Origin of the sequence: Streptosporangium sp. NPDC051022 (assembly GCF_040683035.1) — a bacterium.
GTDB lineage: Bacteria > Actinomycetota > Actinomycetes > Streptosporangiales > Streptosporangiaceae > Streptosporangium.
Window position 1 is genome coordinate 1 of sequence record NZ_JBFBCF010000003.1, and the last position, 17,984, is coordinate 17,984.

The 17,984-nt window shown below is 73.9% G+C and carries 12 protein-coding genes; 4 read left to right on the forward strand and 8 right to left on the reverse strand.

Features of this window, described 5'->3' with window-relative positions; translation table 11 throughout:
* Positions 1 to 184 precede the first annotated feature (184 nt).
* Positions 185 to 652 (reverse strand): hypothetical protein, encoded by a 468-nt coding sequence (locus AB0N02_RS06755; RefSeq protein WP_363943454.1) that lies wholly within the window; start codon positions 650 to 652, stop codon positions 185 to 187.
* A 544-nt stretch (positions 653 to 1,196) separates the two neighbouring features.
* On the opposite strand from AB0N02_RS06755, the gene AB0N02_RS06760 reads away from it, so the two are divergent.
* Positions 1,197 to 2,564 (forward strand): cytochrome ubiquinol oxidase subunit I, encoded by a 1,368-nt coding sequence (locus AB0N02_RS06760; protein WP_363943456.1) that lies wholly within the window; start codon positions 1,197 to 1,199, stop codon positions 2,562 to 2,564.
* A 10-nt stretch (positions 2,565 to 2,574) separates the two neighbouring features.
* Positions 2,575 to 3,597: a cytochrome d ubiquinol oxidase subunit II gene (locus tag AB0N02_RS06765; protein ID WP_363943458.1), complete on the forward strand. Its 1,023-nt coding sequence runs from the start codon at positions 2,575 to 2,577 to the stop codon at positions 3,595 to 3,597.
* 90 nt (positions 3,598 to 3,687) lie between these two features.
* Here AB0N02_RS06765 and AB0N02_RS06770 read toward each other — a convergent pair whose 3' ends face one another.
* The 6 genes from AB0N02_RS06770 to AB0N02_RS06795 form a co-directional block, all read right to left on the reverse strand.
* Complete coding sequence (locus AB0N02_RS06770) at positions 3,688 to 4,683, reverse strand: NAD-dependent epimerase/dehydratase family protein (RefSeq protein ID WP_363943459.1); 996 nt, start codon at positions 4,681 to 4,683, stop codon at positions 3,688 to 3,690.
* Between the two features lie 110 nt (positions 4,684 to 4,793).
* The gene (locus AB0N02_RS06775; protein WP_363943461.1) at positions 4,794 to 7,166 is read right to left on the reverse strand and encodes a bifunctional SulP family inorganic anion transporter/carbonic anhydrase; all 2,373 of its coding nucleotides are present in this window, start codon (positions 7,164 to 7,166) and stop codon (positions 4,794 to 4,796) included.
* 73 nt (positions 7,167 to 7,239) lie between these two features.
* Positions 7,240 to 8,748 carry a hypothetical protein gene (locus AB0N02_RS06780; RefSeq protein ID WP_363943463.1) on the reverse strand — a complete coding sequence of 503 codons (1,509 nt, stop codon included), beginning with the start codon at positions 8,746 to 8,748 and terminating at the stop codon, positions 7,240 to 7,242.
* 183 nt (positions 8,749 to 8,931) lie between these two features.
* Positions 8,932 to 9,498, reverse strand: coding sequence for a YbhB/YbcL family Raf kinase inhibitor-like protein (locus AB0N02_RS06785; RefSeq protein WP_363943465.1), 567 nt, complete (start codon positions 9,496 to 9,498; stop codon positions 8,932 to 8,934).
* A gap of 576 nt (positions 9,499 to 10,074) precedes the next feature.
* Positions 10,075 to 10,314, reverse strand: coding sequence for a hypothetical protein (locus tag AB0N02_RS06790; protein ID WP_363943466.1), 240 nt, complete (start codon positions 10,312 to 10,314; stop codon positions 10,075 to 10,077).
* A 1-nt stretch (position 10,315) separates the two neighbouring features.
* Positions 10,316 to 13,492, reverse strand: a complete 3,177-nt coding sequence (locus tag AB0N02_RS06795) for a DEAD/DEAH box helicase (RefSeq protein ID WP_363943468.1) — start codon at positions 13,490 to 13,492, stop codon at positions 10,316 to 10,318.
* Positions 13,493 to 13,833: 341 nt separating this feature from the next.
* Here AB0N02_RS06795 and AB0N02_RS06800 point away from each other — a divergent pair, with 341 nt between their 5' ends.
* The gene (locus tag AB0N02_RS06800; protein ID WP_363943470.1) at positions 13,834 to 14,427 is read left to right on the forward strand and encodes a PH domain-containing protein; all 594 of its coding nucleotides are present in this window, start codon (positions 13,834 to 13,836) and stop codon (positions 14,425 to 14,427) included.
* A complete protein-coding gene (locus tag AB0N02_RS06805; RefSeq protein ID WP_363943472.1) occupies positions 14,424 to 16,217 on the forward strand; it encodes a PH domain-containing protein in 1,794 nt (597 codons plus the stop codon). The genes AB0N02_RS06800 and AB0N02_RS06805 overlap by 4 nt, the downstream gene beginning before the upstream one ends.
* Positions 16,218 to 16,304: 87 nt before the next feature.
* On the opposite strand, the gene sepH is transcribed toward AB0N02_RS06805, so the two are convergent.
* On the reverse strand, positions 16,305 to 17,942 hold the full coding sequence (gene sepH / locus AB0N02_RS06810; RefSeq protein ID WP_363943474.1) for a septation protein SepH: 1,638 nt from the start codon (positions 17,940 to 17,942) through the stop codon (positions 16,305 to 16,307).
* Between the last annotated feature and the right edge of the window lie 42 nt (positions 17,943 to 17,984).

A 17,984-nucleotide genomic window follows, 5' to 3' on the forward strand; every position in this document is an offset into this window, starting at 1 on the left:
GGCCACCTGACCGTGCCCACCGGCCCCGGCATCGGCGTCGACCCCATCCCCGACCTCCTGCGCGAGGTCACCGTCTCCACCGAATGGATCGCCCTGTAGGGCCGGTACGGCCAGAGCCGGGCAGGGGCGGGGCGGGGGCCTGACCCGCGAGATCGGGTGGCCGCCCGCGCGTGTCCGCGGCGGCTCAGCCGCCCTGCGACCAGACGCCCTCCCAGTCCGAGCACCTGCCGGTGATCCTGGTCGCCGTGCCCCGGCAGACCTTGGCCTCGGCGGACAGCATGTAACCGGCGTTCACCCGGAAGGCGAGGGTCGACGACTGTGAGCAGTTCCTGAAGGTGGCGACGCGGTACTTCCCGCGGTCGGTGAGCCACTTGATCTTCAACCACGAGCAGGTGCGCGCGCCCGAGGCGTCGTACAGGTCGCCGGAGATCCGCAGGCCGGAGCGGGTGGTCCTGATGACGCCTCCGGCCCAGCCCTTCGTGTCGGTCGAGGCGGTCGGTCCCCAGTGCCAGGTCTCGGCGGCGCCCGCCGCGGTCGTGGCGGATGCGCCCGAGGCGGTCACCGCGGCCGACGCCGTCGCGACGCCCTGTACGCCGAGTCCCAGGGTGGCGGCGGTGGTGAGTCCGAGCAGTAGGCGAAAAGCGCCACGCATGAGTCTTTCCTCCTGATGGTGGTGCGGCCGGCGCGCGGTGGAGATGGCCGCGCGCCGATGGAGCACATCGATGGATCGGTGCGCATCCATGGATAGGTCAGGGGGCTTGCAGATGGCTTGATGTTGCTTGCAGTGAACTGACCGTTGTGTCCGTTCTGTTTGGGGGAAGGTGACGACCCCGCCCTCCGGTCCCGTCCCCTCCCGTCACGCCGGCCTCCTGTACGGCGACGGCGACCGGGTGTCGTCACATTCCGTGTCCGAGCGAGTCGGATCCGTGGATCGGGGGTAAGGCGACCAGTGGGGCACGGGTGAACGGACGTGGGGAAGACGAGAGCACGGCGGGGTGACATGAGGGCACGGGGCGGGAGACGACCCGGGGCGGCGCATCGGACGCGGGCGGTGCGCCGGGTGCGGGGGAGACGTTGCGCGCGGACGGAGCGTCGCGCGTGTGCGGTGCGCCGGGTTCGGGCACGGGCGGGGCGGACGCGGGCGGGGCGGACGCGAGCGGTGAGGGTACGGCGAGCGGTGAGGGCACGGTAGTCCGGTGGGCATCCACCCGCTGGCCGCCGCCGCGACCGAGGCCGATCTCATCGCGGCGCGCACTCAGATGGCGCTCTCCCTGGGCTGGCACATCATCCTGGCCTGCTTCGGCGTCGGCATGCCCGCCATCACGCTGATCGCCGAATGGCGCGGGCACCGTACCGGCGACATCGGCTACCGGCTGCTGGCCCGGCGCTGGGCCAGGGCGATGGGCGTGCTGTTCGCCGTCGGCGCGGTCTCGGGGACGATCCTGTCCTTCGAGATGGGGCTGCTGTGGCCGGGGCTGATGGGCACCTACGGCGAGGTCATCGGCCTGCCGTTCTCCCTGGAGGGCATCGCCTTCTTCGTCGAGGCCATCTTCCTGGGAATCTACCTCTACGCCTGGGACCGTCTCACGCCCGGCAAACACATCCTGTCCGGGATCCCCATCGTCGTCGCCGGGGTCGCCAGCGCCTTCTTCGTCGTCACGGCCAACGCGTGGATGCAGCAGCCGACCGGCTTCGAGGTCGCGCACGGCCGGATCGTCTCGGTCAGCCCGTGGGCGGCGATGTTCAACCCGGCGACCCCGCCGCAGACCGTCCACATGATCCTGGCCGCCTTCATGGTGACGGGGTTCGGCATCGCGAGCGTCTACGCCGTGGCGATGCTGCGCGGGCGGCGGGACCGCTACCACCGCCTGGGCTTCCTGCTGCCCTTCACCGTCGCCGCGATCGTCACCCCGGTGCAGATCGGCGTGGGGGACTGGGCCGCCCACTTCGTCGCAGACAACCAGCCGGTCAAGCTCGCCGCCATGGAGGGCGTCTTCCACACCATGCGAGGCAGCCCCCTGCACCTGGGCGGTGTCGCCGTCGACGGGGAGCTGCGCTACGCCCTGGAGATCCCCAGAGGGCTCTCCCTGCTGGCCCGATGGAGTCCCGACGCGGAGATCGAGGGACTCGACAGGGTCCCCGAGGCCGACTGGCCGCCGGTGAACATCGTCCACTGGTCCTTCCAGATCATGGTGGCCGTCGGCTTCGCCCTGCTGATCCTGGCGGTCTGGCTGGCGGTCACCTGGAAACACCACCGGGACCTGCCCCGCTCGCCGTGGTTCACGCGCGCGGCGGCACTGTCCGGGGTGGGGGCGGTGGCAGCCCTGGAGGCCGGCTGGACCGTCACCGAGGTCGGCCGGCAGCCGTGGATCGTCTACCGCGTGATGCGCACCGCCGATGCCGTCAACCCCGCCCCGGGGCTCGTGTACGGCTTCGTGATCGTCACCGCCGTCTACGTCGCGCTGACCGTCGCGAGCGTCTACGTGCTGCGTCTCCTGGCCCGCCACAGCCCCGTCCCGATCGCGCCGCAGGAGAGCGACGTCACCGGCTACAAGGTCGTCTGAAGGACAAGGCATGCCCCTTCCCGAGATCCTGCTGGCCGTACTGTGGATCGGTCTGAGCGCCTACGTCCTGTTCGGCGGGGCCGACTTCGGCGGCGGCGTGTGGGATCTGCTGGCGGGCGGCTCCCGGCGCGGGCGCGAGCAGCGCGACCTCGTCGAGCACGCCATCGGCCCGGTGTGGGAGGCCAACCACGTCTGGCTGATCTTCGTCCTCGTGCTGATGTGGACCGGTGTCCCGTCGGTGTTCGCCGCCGTCGCCTCCACCCTCTACATCCCGCTGACCATGGCCGCGCTGGGCATCATCGCCAGGGGTGCGGCGTTCGCCTTCCGCAAGGCCAGCGTCGAGCTGTGGCAGCAGCGGCTGTTCGGCGCCACCTTCGCCTTCTCCTCCGTCGTCACGCCGTTCTTCCTGGGAACCGTGGCCGGAGCGATCGCCTCGGGCCGGGTGCCGCCGGGCATCGCCAGGGGCGACCTGATCACCAGCTGGGTCAATCCCACCTCCCTGGTCAGCGGTGCCCTGGCGATCGGCACCGCGGCCTACCTCGCCGCCGTCTATCTCACCCGCGACGCCCAGCGCGAGGGGAAAGGCGGGCTGGCCGAGGCCTTCCGCCGCCGCGCGCTGGTGGCCGGGGCGGTCGTCGGCCTGCTGTCGGCGGCCGGCCTGATCGTGCTGGCCGCCGACGCCCCGAAGTTGTTCGCCGCGCTGACCTCCGGGCGCGCCCTGCCGCTGCTGGTCCTGTCGGTGCTCTGCGGCCTGGCGTCGCTGGTACTGCTGTGGCTGCGCGTCTACCTGGCGGTACGGGTGACCGCCGCGCTCGCGGTCGTCGGCCTGCTGTGGGGCTGGGGGATCGGGCAGTACCCCGAGCTGCTGCCCGGGGTCCCGCTGCGCCGGGCGGCGGCGACGGACGCGGTGCTGGCCGCCAGCCTGGGCTCACTCGCCGTGGGCGCCCTGATCCTGCTGCCCTCGCTGTGGTGGCTTTATGCCACCTTCCAGCGTCCGGCGGAGCCCGCGGAACCAAGAGGGCCGGTCTCCTGACGTCCGGCTCCCGGGACGGACGTCAGGGAACCGGCCGGTCGGTGTCGACGCCGGCGTTCCGGCCGCCGGGGGCCGGAACGCGCGCCGCTCCTATGACCACTCGGTCAGGATCTTCGCCTCCTTCTCCGGATCGATGCCGTGCCTGCCGAAGGAACGCTCCGCCTCGGGGATCTCACGGAGCCAGGCCCAGGTGTCGCGTACGGTCTCGGCGACGGGACGGCAGCGCAACCCCGCCGCGTGGGCCTTCGCCGACGACGCCAGCCAGACACCGGCGAAGTCGGGACCCTCGGGTGCCCACAGCGGCAGCTCGGTCCACGGGGCGACCTCCCGGTCGAGCAGGAAGTGGTCCTTCACCCAGACGAACTCCGCGTCAGAACCCGTCACCGCCCGGCACTCCGCCAGCAGGTCGCCGTAGGTGACGTTGCCGAGCACCCCGCCGGTGAAGAAGCGGTCGCTCACCCCCGCCTCGGCCTGGGCGAGGGTGAAGGCGGCGATGTCGCGCGCGTCGATGACCTGCATCCTCGTGCCGGGATCGCCGGGAGCGAGGACCCGCCCGCCCCGGGCGACGCGGGTCAGCCACCAGGGCAGGCGGCCGACGTTCTCGCGCGGCCCGAGGATGAGGCCCGGTTCGACGATCAGGACGTTGCCGTCGAAGCCCCGCTCGACGGCGCGCTCGCATCCCGCCTTGAGCGTGCCGTAGTCCCCGTCCTCCGGACCGGCGTCCGGGGCGCACTCGAAGCGGGGCGAGCCCTCGTCGGAGCCCGCCTCGGCGGGCCAGGTGGAGCAGGCCGAGATGCTGGAGACGAACGCGTAGGTCGCCGCCTTCCCGTTCAGGGCGCGGACCGACGCGCCGACCACCCGGGGCACGAATCCGCAGACGTCGACGACGGCGTCCCACTCCCGCCCCTCGGTCAGTCGCGCCAGGTCCTCGGCGACCTCGCGGTCGCCCCTGACCGCTTCGACACCGGGCAGGTCGGCGCCGCTCCTGCCCCGGTTGAACGTGGTCACCTCGTGCCCGCGCCGCAGCGCCTCCTCGACGATCGCCCGGCCCAGGAAGACCGAACCGCCGATAACCAGAATTCTCATGTCGCTCATTGTTCGCCCGGGTTCGAGGGAGATCATCGGCTTTCACCCCTGGCGCAAGCCGTCCGCTCAGAGCGGACTCAGAGCGGACTCGGGGCGGACTCGGTGCGGACTCAGAGCGGACTCGGTGCGACCGGGGGCTGGTCGAGGATGTGGACCCGGGCCGCGGCGATGTCGAAGTAGAGGCCCACCAGCTCCAGGCGCCCCTCCCGGACGAGCCGGTCCACCCGGGGGTGGGTCCGCAGGTTCTCCAGCTGCTGGATCACGTTGATCCGGCACAGGCGGTCCAGCGGGCCCCTGTCGTCGGCGTCGTCCGCGCCCTCGCTCTCCAGCGCGGTGAAACGCGCCAGACTGTGGTCGCCGTGACGCAGCCAGCGGCCCAGCGAGGGCAGCTCCGTCGCCTGCTCCCCGCCGCCGAGCAGCGCGGCCATGGCCCCGCAGCCCGAGTGGCCGCAGACCGTGATGGACTTGACGGTGAGCGCCCCGGTGGCGTACTCGATCGCGGCCGCCACCGAGTCGTCCGGGGGTGCCGTGCCCCGGCGGGGAACCAGGTTGCCGATGTTGCGGACGGTGAACAGGTCGCCGGGACCGCTGGCGGTGATCAGGTTGGGCACGATCCGGGAGTCGGCGCAGGTGATGAACAGGTGGGAGGGCTCCTGCTTGCGGGCCATCGCGTGCAGGAACGGGCGGACCAGCGGTGCCGTACGGCGGTGGAACTCCCGTGCCCCCGCGATCAGGTCCGGCGCGGCGGGGTGGTCCTCCTCCGGGGCACGCTGGCCCGGAACGGAAGGCCCGCTCCCGCCCGGCACCTGCCCGGCGGGTACGGCGGGGCCCTGCCCGCTCCGCGTCCGCCGGCCCGGCGCGGCGAGGGCGGTGCCGTCCGGCGCGTGCCGGTCCCGGAGGTCCGCGATCGCCGCCCACCCGCGCCGCCGGTGCGCCCAGGGCAGCCACCAGCGGTCCGGCGCCCGCGGCGGGGTCTTGACCGGGAACAGCCTGGCGCCGCTGGCGGCCATGGCGTACCACTCGTCGTGGATCTCGTCGATGTCCACGGTGCCGCCCCCGCGCTCGTGCTCCTGCCGCCAGGCGTGGACGGCCTCGAAGGCCGCGTTGTCCATGAAGTCGATGTTCAGGTCCAGGTCGACCGCCGCCCCCCGGGGAATGGCACGCAGCTCCGAGGTGATCCTCGGCACGCCGAGGAAGGTCAGCGAGCCCCCGACCAGCACGTGCCAGCGGCCGTCGGGCTCGGGCGTGGCCCGTACGGTGACCCGGGTGAGGCGGCGCAGCGCCGACAGCGCGGCGATGCCCAGGCCGAGCAGGATGCCCTCGGCGAGACCCAGCAGCACGACCCCGGCCATGGTGACGCAGTAGATCGGTATCTCGCGGTGGCCGCGCAGGTTGCGCAGGTGCCCCATGTTGACCATCTGGACGCCGATGAAGACCAGCAGGGCGGCCAGCGCCTCCATGGGGATCAGCGTGATCGTCCATCCCAGGCAGACGGCGAACACGAGGATCCAGACGCCGTGCAGGACCGTGGACCAGCGGCTGCGGGCCCCGGCGCGGATGTTGGTCGTGCTGCGCACGATGACCCCGGCGACGGGCAGGCCGCCCAGCGCGCCGCTCACCATGTTGGCCACGCCCTGGGCGCTCAGTTCCCGGTCCAGGTCGGACCGCCTGCCGCCGTGCTGTTTGTCGGTGGCCACCGAGCAGAGCAGCGACTCGACCCCCGCCAGCAGCGCCACGAGCATCACCGCCGCGATGATCCCGTGCCAGTCGCCCTTCGGCCAGACCGGCGCGGCCCAGTCGCTCAGGCTCGCCGACAGGTCGATCCGGGTGACGTTCCAGCCGAACGCCGCGGCGGTCACCGAGGCCACCAGCAGGGCGGCCAGCGGCGCGGGCACGATGCGGAGCCGCCGCGGCAGGCGCGTCCAGCCGATCAGGACGCCGATGGTGAGCAGGCCGACGAAGACCGCGTGGCTGTGGTTGTCGGCGATCTGCCCGGGCAGCTCGATCAGGTTCTCCACGGCGGACCGCTGCGGGGTGCCGCCGAGCACCACGTGCAGCTGGGCCAGGGCGATCACCACGCCGACCCCGGCGAGCATGCCGTGCACGACGGCGGGCGAGACCGCCAGTGCCGCGCGCGCGACCCGGCACGTTCCCAGCAGCAGCTGCAGGGCGCCGGCCAGCAGGGTGATCGTGCAGGTCGCCCGCCAGCCGTACGTGCCGACCAGCTCGGCGACCACCAGTGAGAGTCCGGCGGCCGGTCCGCTCACCTGGACGACCGAGCCGCCCAGGAAGCCGGCGACGACGCCGCCGATCACACCGGCGACGAGGCCGGCGACCGGCGGCGCCCCCGAGGCGACCGCGATACCCAGTGAGAGGGGTACCGCCACCAGGAAGACCACCAGGGAGGCGGGCAGGTCGTGCCGTAGCACGGATGTCAGACCGCTCTTCGTGAGCGAGGTGTCGCTCTTCGTGTCCGTCCCCATGGGCCAGACACTACGATGTGGATGCCTCCTGGGTTAAGTAATTAGCGTGGCCTTTTACGGACACCGGAGGAAATCAGCGGTAATAGTCGGGGTAGTCCGGGTCCTGGGCCCGATGGTGATTTCCCCTGGAGTCCCTGTTTCCCTGTCCGTCGGCGGGGGCCGCTCCGGGCCCGTTGCCGTAGAGCTCCCCGTAGCTCGGCCAGGCCGTCTTGGCGGTGCCGTCACCGCCGGCGGAGGCGGTCTCGGGCCACGCGGAGGGGGTGGCGGGGTCGTAGCCGTAGCCGCCCGCGCCACCGCCGGCGCGCGTGTGGTCGTCGCGGGAGGAGACCGTCCTGGAGGGGCCCGTCGGGGTGGAGATCGCCGGGGTCGGGCCGGTGAGCGCGTCGTCGTCGATGGTCGCCCAGCCGGAGCTCACCTCGTAGGAGGCCGCCGACGGGGCGGCGGGCGGGGTGGCGGACGGGCCGCCGTACACCGGGTTCTGGTAGGAGGTGTAGGACGGCGCCGGATCGTCGAGGATGTCGGCGTTCATCGCCGCCGACCAGCCTCCCGAGTCGGGGGCGGTCGCCCGTGCCCAGGGATTGTCCGAGACCTGCTTGGGCGCTTCGGGCGCACCGTAGGCGGGGGCCGGGCCGGTGCCAGGGCTCGCGGGGAAACCGCCGCTGGTGGTCGGGCCCATGGGGGGCATCGGCGGGGGGACCGGTCCCGCGTCCTGGGCGGGCACCGAGCCGGGCACGCCGCGTCCCGGCGTCCCGCCGCCGGCCATCGGGCCGCGGGCGGGCGCGGGCGAGGCGCCGCGCGGATAGGGGCCGCCCAGCGGGTCGTTCAGCGGGTCGGGCCGGGAGGGCGTGCCGTTTCCGCCGCCCGCGGCCGCCGCTGCCGCCGCGCGTCCGCTGCCACGACGGGAGCTGGGACGCGGGGCGCGGGTCTCGCCGAAGGCGCCGGGGGTGGGGGCGGCGAAGGTGACCGTCTTCTGGTCGGCGAGCGCGGCGGCGGTGGGAGCCGGGTTCGGCTGGACCGGCTCGACCAGGTCGGCGAGGCCGGAGGGCAGCGAGGCGGAGGCGACGGCCGGGGCGGGCGGCGGCACCGGGGCCTGCGCGGGCCTGGGCGGCTGCGGCCTGGTCGGCAGCGGCGCCTGCATGGTCACCGCGTCCGCGTCCGTCACCGCCGGGGAGTGCCCCCGGTCGGCGGAAGCGGGACGGCTCGTGCCCATCCGGGCTGCCAAGGACCCTCCGAAACCGCCCTCGTCAGCCTGGAGCCGCGTCCAGTAGTCGTCGTCGTAGTCGTCGGCCACGCCGAACTCGTTCACGCCGCGCTTGCCGCGCGAGCTCGCGGGGCGGGGCTGCCGGGGAGGCTTCGGCTCGTCGAACGGTGTCAGGTCGGGGCTGAAGTGGTTCATCTTCGGCTCCCGAGTCGCGAAGTCGTCGATGGACACCCCGGGTGTCTGCGCCTCCTTCTCCTCCAACTCGCGAAGGCGTTCCGCGGGGAGCGCGCTCTCCCTGCGGTTCATCGACCGCATTCCCAGTGCCACGACGACGAGCACGAGGAGCACGACGGCGACCAGACTTACTACGACCGCGATCATTGCACCACCCTCAAGGCCATGGCCTTCCAGCGGCGCCGGTGAGGTCGCGCGGCCATCGACGCGACCTGCCCCCTTGCATCACCTGCGCACGGACATTGGATCTGATTGTGTCGGACCACTATGAGCGTTGTCACACCCTAAGTGAAGAATTGGTAACCATTACTACCTCCGGTGTTTGGGCTGTCACTCGATGTGCGCCGTGGTGAGCCGTCCCCAGGCGATCGTTTTGCCCGCGATGCTCTTCAAGGTCTTCTCCAGGGATGCCCCCTTGGCGAGATCGACCCTGGCGTTGAGCGCGTACACGGTGAAACGGTAGTTCTCCTGGGTGCGGCAGGGAGGGGCGTAGCCCGCCTTGCCGCCGGTCGTGCTTCCCTCGACGGCGCCCACCGGGACACTGCCCTCGGCCACCTCGTTGGTGCGCGGGTCGATGTCGAACACGACCCAGTTCACCTCTCCACCGGTGCGTGAGTTGTTGTCGACCACGATCGCGACCGACTTCGTGCCGTTCGGTACGCCCGACCACCGCAGTGGCGGGTTGCCCACCGACCCCTTGCACGAGTAGTCGGACGGCAGAGCCGCCCCGTCCCGCAGTTGGGGGCTCGAGACGCTGATCGGCTCCAGCTGTAACCGGTCGGCGGACGCGGAGCTGCCTCCCAGCCCGCAGCCTGAGGATACGACGACGAGCGCCGCGGCCAGTGCCGTTCCTGCGGCCCACCGCGGGCGGCGCGTAGACGTTTGCGGCTGCCCCATGCCCGATGATGCTACGCGGATCTGGAAGATGCGCAGACCGGATCGCGAGGTTCCACGGCGCGGAAATACTTGGGAATCGGACAGAAGCGGAGGAGGTGGAGAGTGACCTTGGACACGGAGGCCGGCTTCGCCGGCACCGGTCCCGGGCGGTCCCGCCCTCCCGGCGAGGGGCGCCACATCGGAGGGCGGCGCACCCGTACCTGCTCCGACCTGCCGCTATCCGGCGCCGGTCGGATCGCGCCGGTCGCCGTACCGTTCCCGGGGCCTCGAAGAGCGGTTCTCCGGCCGGTCCGCGGGGACCGCGGTGAGGGGCCGATCGGGAAAACAGTCATCGGGTGGATCCGATCCTGAATCGGGATCTATGTGAGACCGGAGACACGGCCGCGGGGACGGGACGGCCGGACGCGCGGGGGACACGGGCCGGGAAACCGGGGCGGCCGGGACGCGCGGGAACGCGCGGGGACGCGGGCCGGGAAACAGGACGGCGGAGACGCGCGGGGGACGCGGGCCTCCCGCGGCCTCACAGGGGCCCGCGGGAGGCGTCCGCGGGGCCCCGGGGAGGGTGGCGGCGCGGGGCTACCCGCGGCCGTCCAGCTCGCGGTAGGGCCGCCTGAGCAGGTCGACGAGCGGGATGTGCCGGACCTTGACCGGCGGCGGCTCCAGCATCCGAAGCAGCAGGTCCGCGGGGGCCGCGGGGGTCACAGGGGCGGCCGCGGCACCGGGGCGCGGCCGCAACCGGTGCAGTGAGACGCCGGGGGAGTAGAAGTCGGCCACGCGCTCCTCGAACGGCGCGTCCTCGGCCGGGACGTCCTCCACGTCAGCTCACCGCCCCGGGGCCGAGCCGGAACAGCTCGCGCAGCTGCTCGGTCGACAGGTCCGCGATCCACTCCTCACCGGCGCCGACCACGCTCTCGGCGAGCGACTTCTTCCGTTCGATCATCGCGTCGATCCGCTCCTCCAGTGTGTCCAGGCAGATGAACTTCCTGACCTGGACGTTCCTCGTCTGGCCGATCCGGAAGGCCCGGTCGGTCGCCTGGTCCTCGACCGCCGGATTCCACCACCGGTCCACATGGATCACGTGGTTGGCCCCGGTCAGGTTGAGCCCGGTCCCGCCCGCCTTCAGCGACAGCAGGAACAGCATCGGCTCGTCGTCGCGCTGGAACCGTTCGACCAGTTCCTCACGCGCGCTCTTCGACAGCCCGCCGTGCAGCCACAGCACCGGCCGGTCCAGGCGGGCGGCCAGGTAGGGACGCAGGAGGGAGCCGAACTCGGCGTACTGGGTGAACACCAGCGCCTTGTCCCCCTCCTCGACGATCTCCCCGGCGATCTCCTCCAGCCTGGCGAGCTTTCCCGATCGGCCCGCCAGCTGGGAGCCGTCCTTGAGCAGGTGGGCGGGGTGGTTGCAGACCTGCTTGAGCCGGGTCATCGTGGCCATCACGTTGGCGCGCCGCCCGGCGCCCGCCGAGCCGTCGATCCGGTGAAGCATGTCGTCGACGACGGCCTCGTACAGCCGCGCCTGCTCGGGGGTCAGAGTGCACCAGACCTTCATCTCCAGTTTCTCCGGCAGGTCGGAGATGATGGACCGGTCGGTCTTGAGCCGCCGCAGCAGGAACGGCCCGGTGGCGCGTTTCAGCGCCCTCGTGGCGTCCTCGTCGCGCCGGGTCTCGATCGGCTCCTGATAGCGATTCCTGAACCGCCTGGCGGAGCCGAGCAGCCCAGGGTTGCAGAACTCCATGATGGACCACAGCTCGGAGAGACGGTTCTCCACCGGGGTGCCGGTCAGGGCGAGCCGGGTCCCGGCCGGGATGGAGCGCACCGCCGCGGACTGCCGCGCGGCGCTGTTCTTGATCGCCTGGGCCTCGTCGCAGACCACCCGGCCCCACTCCAGCGCCGCCAGCGTCCCCAGGTCGCGCAGCGCCGTGCCGTAGGTGGTGACGACCAGGTCCGCCCGCCGTACGGCGGCCGCCAGATCCCCGTCCCGCATGCGCGAGCCGCCGTGGTGGACGTGGACCCGCAGGGAGGGGGCGAACCTGGCCGCCTCCTTCTGCCAGTTGCCGACCAGGGACATCGGGCAGATCAGCAGCGTCGGACGGGGCGAGCCGCCCTCGCGCTCCGACAGCAGCAGGGAGAGCGTGGAGACGGTCTTGCCCAGCCCCATGTCGTCGGCGAGGATCCCGCCGAGGCCGAGCCCGGACAGGAAGCTCAGCCAGGCCAGGCCCCGCTGCTGGTAGGGGCGGAGCGTCCCGTTGAGGGCCGCGGGCACGTCCACCGGGGTGAGGCGGCGCTCGGTCTCGCCGGACAGCAGGTCGCCGAGGACGCCGTCGGCGTCCACCGAGAGCAGCGGCAGCTCCTCGTCCCCGCCCTCCACGACCTCGCGGATCACCGCTCCCACGGTCGTCTCGCCGCCGTCGCCGCGCCGCTCGACGACCGCCAGCGCGGCCTTCAGCTGCCGCTCGTCCAGCTCGATCCACCGCCCTCCGACCCGGACCAGGGGGATCCCGAGTCTCGCCAGGCCGGCCAGCTCCTCCGGGCCGATCGTGTGGTCGCCGACGGCCACGTCCACCCTGAGGGCCACCCGCCCGCCCAGGCCGAGGTCCTCCTCGCCGCCGAGGGCGCGCGTGGTCAGCTTCAGGCCCAGTCCCTGGCGTCCCGCCCAGGCGGGCAGCCGTACGTCGTATCCGGCGGCCCTGAGCGCGGGCGCGCCGTTGCGCAGGAAGGAGAACGCCCAGGCGGTCTCGACCGTCAGGCCGGACGGCCGGGGGGCGCGCAGCGCGCGGTGCAGATCGGGGTGGAGCCGTACGGCCCGCGCCAGCTCGGTGTCCAGGACCTCGAGCGGCCGTTCGGGCAGCCAGGGTGCCCGCCGCCCGGCCCGGATCAGGTCGGCGGACAGGTAACCGGGCTCGTCCCCGTCCCCGTCCCCGTCGCCGGGGAGGACGGGGCCGGGAGGCGGGCCGGAACGGCCGGGAGAGCGGTCCGGGGCGGGGGCGAGGCCGAACTCCACCCGCCACGCGTCGTCGTCCCCGGCGGGCTCGATCAGCCGGAAACAGGCCCTGACGGGCCCGTCCAGCTCGTGGGCGGCGGAGAACCAGCCGTCGAGGGCCTCACCGAGGGCGGCCCGCTCGGCGGGCCTGGCGGCGGGAAGCGCGGCGTCCTCACCGGTCAGCGCGTACAGCCAGCGGTCGGGCAGCGGCGCCCTGAGCCCGGGCCGGTTGCCGAGGATGAGGCGCTCGGGCAGCGACAGCCGTGCCGCGCCGTCCACCAGGCCGTTCAGCGACTCGTCGAGCACCTCGGCGGACGGGCGTTCCCCCGGCACCGCCCTGCAGACCGGGGGCATCGCGGCGCCGACCTCGCCGAGCGCGGCCAGGTCGGCGCCGGTGAGCACGGGCCGCCAGCGGGCCGCGGGCTCGCCGTCCTCCACGACGAGCCGGGGCAGGATCCGGCCGCGCCGTACCAGGCTCCACGCGTGCTCGGCGACCACGGCGAAGTACCGCAGGGACAGGCCGGGCCGCCAGCCGGCCTCCTCGCCCGTCGCGGCCGGGTCCCCGGGCCCCGGGGCGGCCGGGCCCGCCTCCCGGACGGCAGGGGAGCCGAGCAGGTGGAGCGCGTCCGCGCGGGAGAGCAGCAGCGCGGGGACGCGCCAGGTGAGGATCCCCGGGGTGCGCGCCCGGCTCGTCAGGCCGGACTCCGGCGAGGGCAGCGGCCCGCCGGCCGAGCCGGGCAGCCGGACGGTCAGCTCGCGCTCCTCGGCTCCGGCGCCGATTCCCGCCCCGCCCGCAGCGCCGCCCGCTGCTCCGCCCGCCGCCGCGGTGGCCGGGCCGGGGGAGACCTCCTCGCCCGGGGCGGTCCCGGCGAGGGCGAGGGCCAGCGCGGACGCCGGGGCCGCGAAGGGGTGGGGGCGTATCGTGGCCCGGGAGGCGGTGCCCGGTGCGCGGGAGGTGTCCTCCGCCCAGACGGCCAGTCGCCCCTCGACCCATGCGCCGTGGATCACCAGCACGTGACACACTCCCGTTCTCGTGTTCTCGCCTTCCGGCCGGACCGCTCTCGCGAGCACGTCCCGGCGGCGCCCCGTTCTCCGGGGGCACCGCACGCCCGGCCGCCTCCGCCGCCCGGGCACGGCTCGCCCGGACAGGGTAGATCGGCCGGATGTCCCGCGCGGCGCCGCCGATCTCGCCGGGAGACCGGAACGACCGGCCACGCCGATCTCTTCCCGATCGTCCCCTGCCACCCCTCGGCCGTCGCGTGGCGCGGGAAGAACGCCGCGTGGCGCGGAAGGGCCGCCGGAGATCGCGGACATGAGGCGCGGCTCGCCGGGACGGGACCGTTTAGGCTGACAGCGTGAGCGACCAAGCCGACGAGCACGCAGACATCACGGGCGGGGCCGTGGCTCGTGTGAGCGGGCGGGCCGCCGTGCCCGGGCGCGTCCCGCTGCGGGCCCCCGCCAACCCGGTCTCCCGCAAGGCCATCGTGCTGTGGCTGCTGGAACAGCTGTTCTGGTCCGTCGTCCTGATCGGCGGCTCCTTCCTCCTCGCGCGATGGATCGACGGCGACCGATGGTCCTGGCTGCCCGGCTGGGCGCTCGACCACATCTGGTGGCTGCCCGCGCTGACCGTGGTCGCCGTGCTCCCGGGCGCGATCGCCGAGCCGTTCTGGCGTTACGCCGTGCACCGCTGGGAGCTCAGCGGGGACGTGGTCTACGCCCGTTCCGGGTGGATCAGCAGGGAGTGGGCGTTCGTCCCGGTCAGCCGGATCCAGACGGTCGACAAGGCCCAGGGCTGGTTCGAGCGGGCCCTGGGACTGGCCACGGTGGAGATCCGCACCGCCTCCCACGCCGGGTCGTCCACTATCAAGGGGCTCGACTACGGCGTCGCCGCCGCCCTGGCCTCGGAGCTCGCCCGGCGGGCCGAGGAGCTGAGGGACGACGCGACGTGACCGGGCCCGCCGAGCCGACGCGCCCCTGGGGTGACCCCGCCGACTCCCCGGACATCGTCCGAGGAGTGCCCGAGGGGGGGTTCCCCGCGCCGGGCCCGCGGGCCGCGCCCCGGGACCGGGAGGGCGTTCCGGCATGGGGCGCCCCGGACCCACCGGTTCCGCCGGACGGCCGGAACCTCGCTCCGCCGCCTTCGGAGCCGCCGCTGCGGCTCAGCCCCAAGGTGCTGCTGACGGACCCGATCCGGATGCTCCCCTCGCTCTTCCTGCCGCTGGCCGGTGTGCTGTTCATCGGCGGCTTCTCGCCCGGCTCGTTCGGGTGGGCGGCCTTCGGCGTCGTCGGCTCGGTCGTCTACGCCGCGGCGCGCTGGGCCACCTTCACCTACCGGGTCGCGGGGGACAGGATGGAGCTCACCAGGGCCCTGGTCAGCAGGTCGGTACGGACGATCCCGCTGGAGCGGATCCGCGGCGTCGACGTCAGCAACCCGCCGTTGCACCGCCTGCTCGGCATCGCCGTCCTCAGGATCGACACCGGCGCGGGCGGCGACGACAAGCAGGAGGGCGAGCTCGACGGGGTGACGGTCGCCGAGGCGGAGCGGCTCAAGGCCGTCCTGCTCTGGCACGCCCGGGCCCGGATGGCGCGGCGTGCCCAGAGCCGGGAGGGCGCCTCACAGGTCGCGACGGACGATCCCGCGATGGCCGGCGCGGTCGCCGGACCCGAGACGGGCTCCGGTGGGGGCCGGGGGAACGCGGGACCGTTCTCGGCCCGTCACGAGGTCGGTGAGACGACCCCCGAGCGGGTGTTCTTCGTGGTGCCCCGTGCGTGGCTCGCCTACGGTCCCCTGTCCGGGGCCTACCTGCTGACCCCGTTCGCGCTGGTCGCCGGTGCCGTGGGCGCGGCGTTCCAGTGGGGCTCGGAGTTCAGGATCGACGGACGGGTCGTGATCGGCGCGGGGGAGTGGCTCTGGGAGCATCCCGCGCTCCTCGCCGCGGCCCTGGTGCTGCTGGTGCTGGCCATGCCGGTCGTGGGCGCGGTCATGTACGCCGTGTTCAACTGGGACTTCACCCTGCGTGCCAGGGAGGGCTACCTCGTCGCCGAGCGCGGCCTGGTCACGCGCAGGAGCGTGTCGCTCGAGCGGCGCAGGGTGCGCGGGTTCGAGCTGGTCGAGGGGGTGGCCGAGCGCTGGGCGGGGGTCGCCCGCGCGTGGGCGATCGTGACCGGGCTGGGTGACTCGCGGACCCGGGGACAGCTGATGCCGGTGGCGCCGCGCGCCACGGTTCTGAAGGTGGTCGGCGAGGCGGTCGGCCCGATCGCCACCGGGCTGCGGGCACACCCGCCCGCCGCGCGCAGGCGCAGGCTGTTCCGCGCCGTCTTCCCGTGGCTGGTGGTCGCGGGCTGCGCGGTGGCCGCCGCCCTGGCCTGGTCGCCGCTGTGGTGGATCCCGGCGTCGGTCGCCCTGCTTCTCGCGGTGCTGGGCGTGCCGCTCGGGCTGGACCGCTACAGGTCCCTCGGTCACACCTACGACGGTTCCCGCCTGTCGGTCAGGTCGGGTTCGCTGCGCCGTTCGCAGGCCGTGATCGAGGAGCGGGCCGTGGTCGGCTGGAAGCTGCGCCAGACCTGGTTCCAGCGGCAGGCGCGCCTGCTGACCGTGACGGCCGGGGTCGGCGCGGGCAGCGGGGGCTACGCGGCGATCGACGTCGGTGAGGCCGAGGGCGTGGCCTTCGCCGCCGAGGTCACCCCCGGCTGGCTCGCGCCGTTCGTCGTCACGGAGGCCGCCGACTCCGCCGGGTGAGTCCGGCCTCTCCGCGCGGGGGAGTCCCCCCGTACGGCGAGGCGGGGGTGGCCGGAGACCCGGCCACCCCCGCCCCGTGCGGTGTGCTCAGTCCTGGCGCCGGGCGCCGAACATGATCTCGTCCCAGGTCGGCACGGACGCGCGCCGTCCCCGAGCCTTCTTCGCCGGTCGCGCCGGGGCCGGTTTCGGCGGGTCCACGGGCTTGTCCGGCACGGGCTTGGCGATCGGGGGCTCCGGAGCCGGGACGGTGGCCGCCTCCTTCGCGGCCTTCTCGGCCATGGCCCGCTCGTCCAGGCTGAGACGCGCGGCGGGCACCGCGACCGGGGACTCCTGGACCGCCCCGGCCTCGGCGGGTGCCTCGGCGGGGGGCTCGGCGGAGGACTCGGTCCGGGACTCGCCGGAGGGCTCCGTGACGGGCGCCTCGGCCGTCTCGGCTGTTTCCGCCGTCTCGGCGGAGGGCAGCTCGCGGACGGTCTCCTCGCCGTCCGTGACCGGCTCCGGTGCCGTCTCGGCGGGTCCGGGCCTGACGGCCTCGGGGGGCCGCACACCGAGCGGCAGGCGGGCGGGATCCGGCCCGGCGGCGGGCCCCGTGGCGGGCCCGGCGGCCGGTGTCGCGGTCCACTCCGGCCGGTCGGCCGTCTCGGCGGGCGCCGCGGACCCGGCCGCCTCGGCCGTCTCGGCCGGGGTGAGGGGACCGGCGGCCACGAAGGGGGCCACCGGCTCCCGCGTGGCGGCGGCCTCCGGCGCGGTCCACACCGTCTCGGAGGGGGCGTGCTCCGGAGGTCTCACCCTGGTGATGAGCTCGGGCGCCCTGGCGGCCTCGGGGGTCCTGATCGGCTGCTCGTAGGGCGGAGCGGAGTCGGGGGCGCGCAGCGGCGGCACCGTCGCCCTCGGCGCGTCGTATCCGGGGGGAAGCGGCGGCATCGGGGGTTGCGTGTAGGCCGCAGGCGGCTCGGGCTGCGACTGGGCCGCCGGGGGCTCCGGCTGGGCGTGAGCGGGCCTGGCCGGGGCGGGCGGCTCCGGCCGCAGGACGGAGGGGAAGGAGACCGGAGGCTGGTTCAGCGGCTCGGGCGTCAGCGGCGGCACCGGCGCGAGCTTGGCCACCCGGGGGACGAACGGGGTGACCGTCGAGTCCTCGACCGGCTCGACGTAATCGCCCGCGGACAGGCGCATGGCCTCCTCGTCGTGCGGGGTGATGTGGCGCCTTCGCGGATCGAAGATCCACTCGGCCCTGCGGGTGTGACCGTTCCAAACGAAACCGAGCTTGATCCGCCACAGGTTGTCGTCCCGCTTCGCGGAGTCCCAGTCGATCTCGTCGGCGGGCACGCCGCGACGGGTCAGCCGCTCGGCGACCAGGTCGCCGAGTGTGGGACCGGGAGCGGAGTCGCCCGGCAGCCGTACGGCGCAGCGCTGCGCCTGCTGGGCCATGTACTCACGTTCCTGGAGCACGGGGCCCTCGAACCACCGCACGCGCTCGACCGGGATGCCCGCCGTGGCGGCGATCTCCTCTGCGGTCTCGCCTGCGCGGATCCGAGCCTGGATCTCCTTGGGGCGCAACGGACTCTCCACTTCGATCTCGTACTGGCCGAGACGGGAGAAGTTGCCGCGGACGGCAGCGCGGAGCCGGTCGTCGACGGGCAGCGTGAACCGGGTTCCCCGGCCGGCCGTGGCCAGCACAAGGTAGGTCCCGTCCTCACTCACCGCGACGAGTCGGAGCTCCTGCATGCGAGTCCCTTCGTCGTCGTGCTCAATCTTCCCCCGGACCCT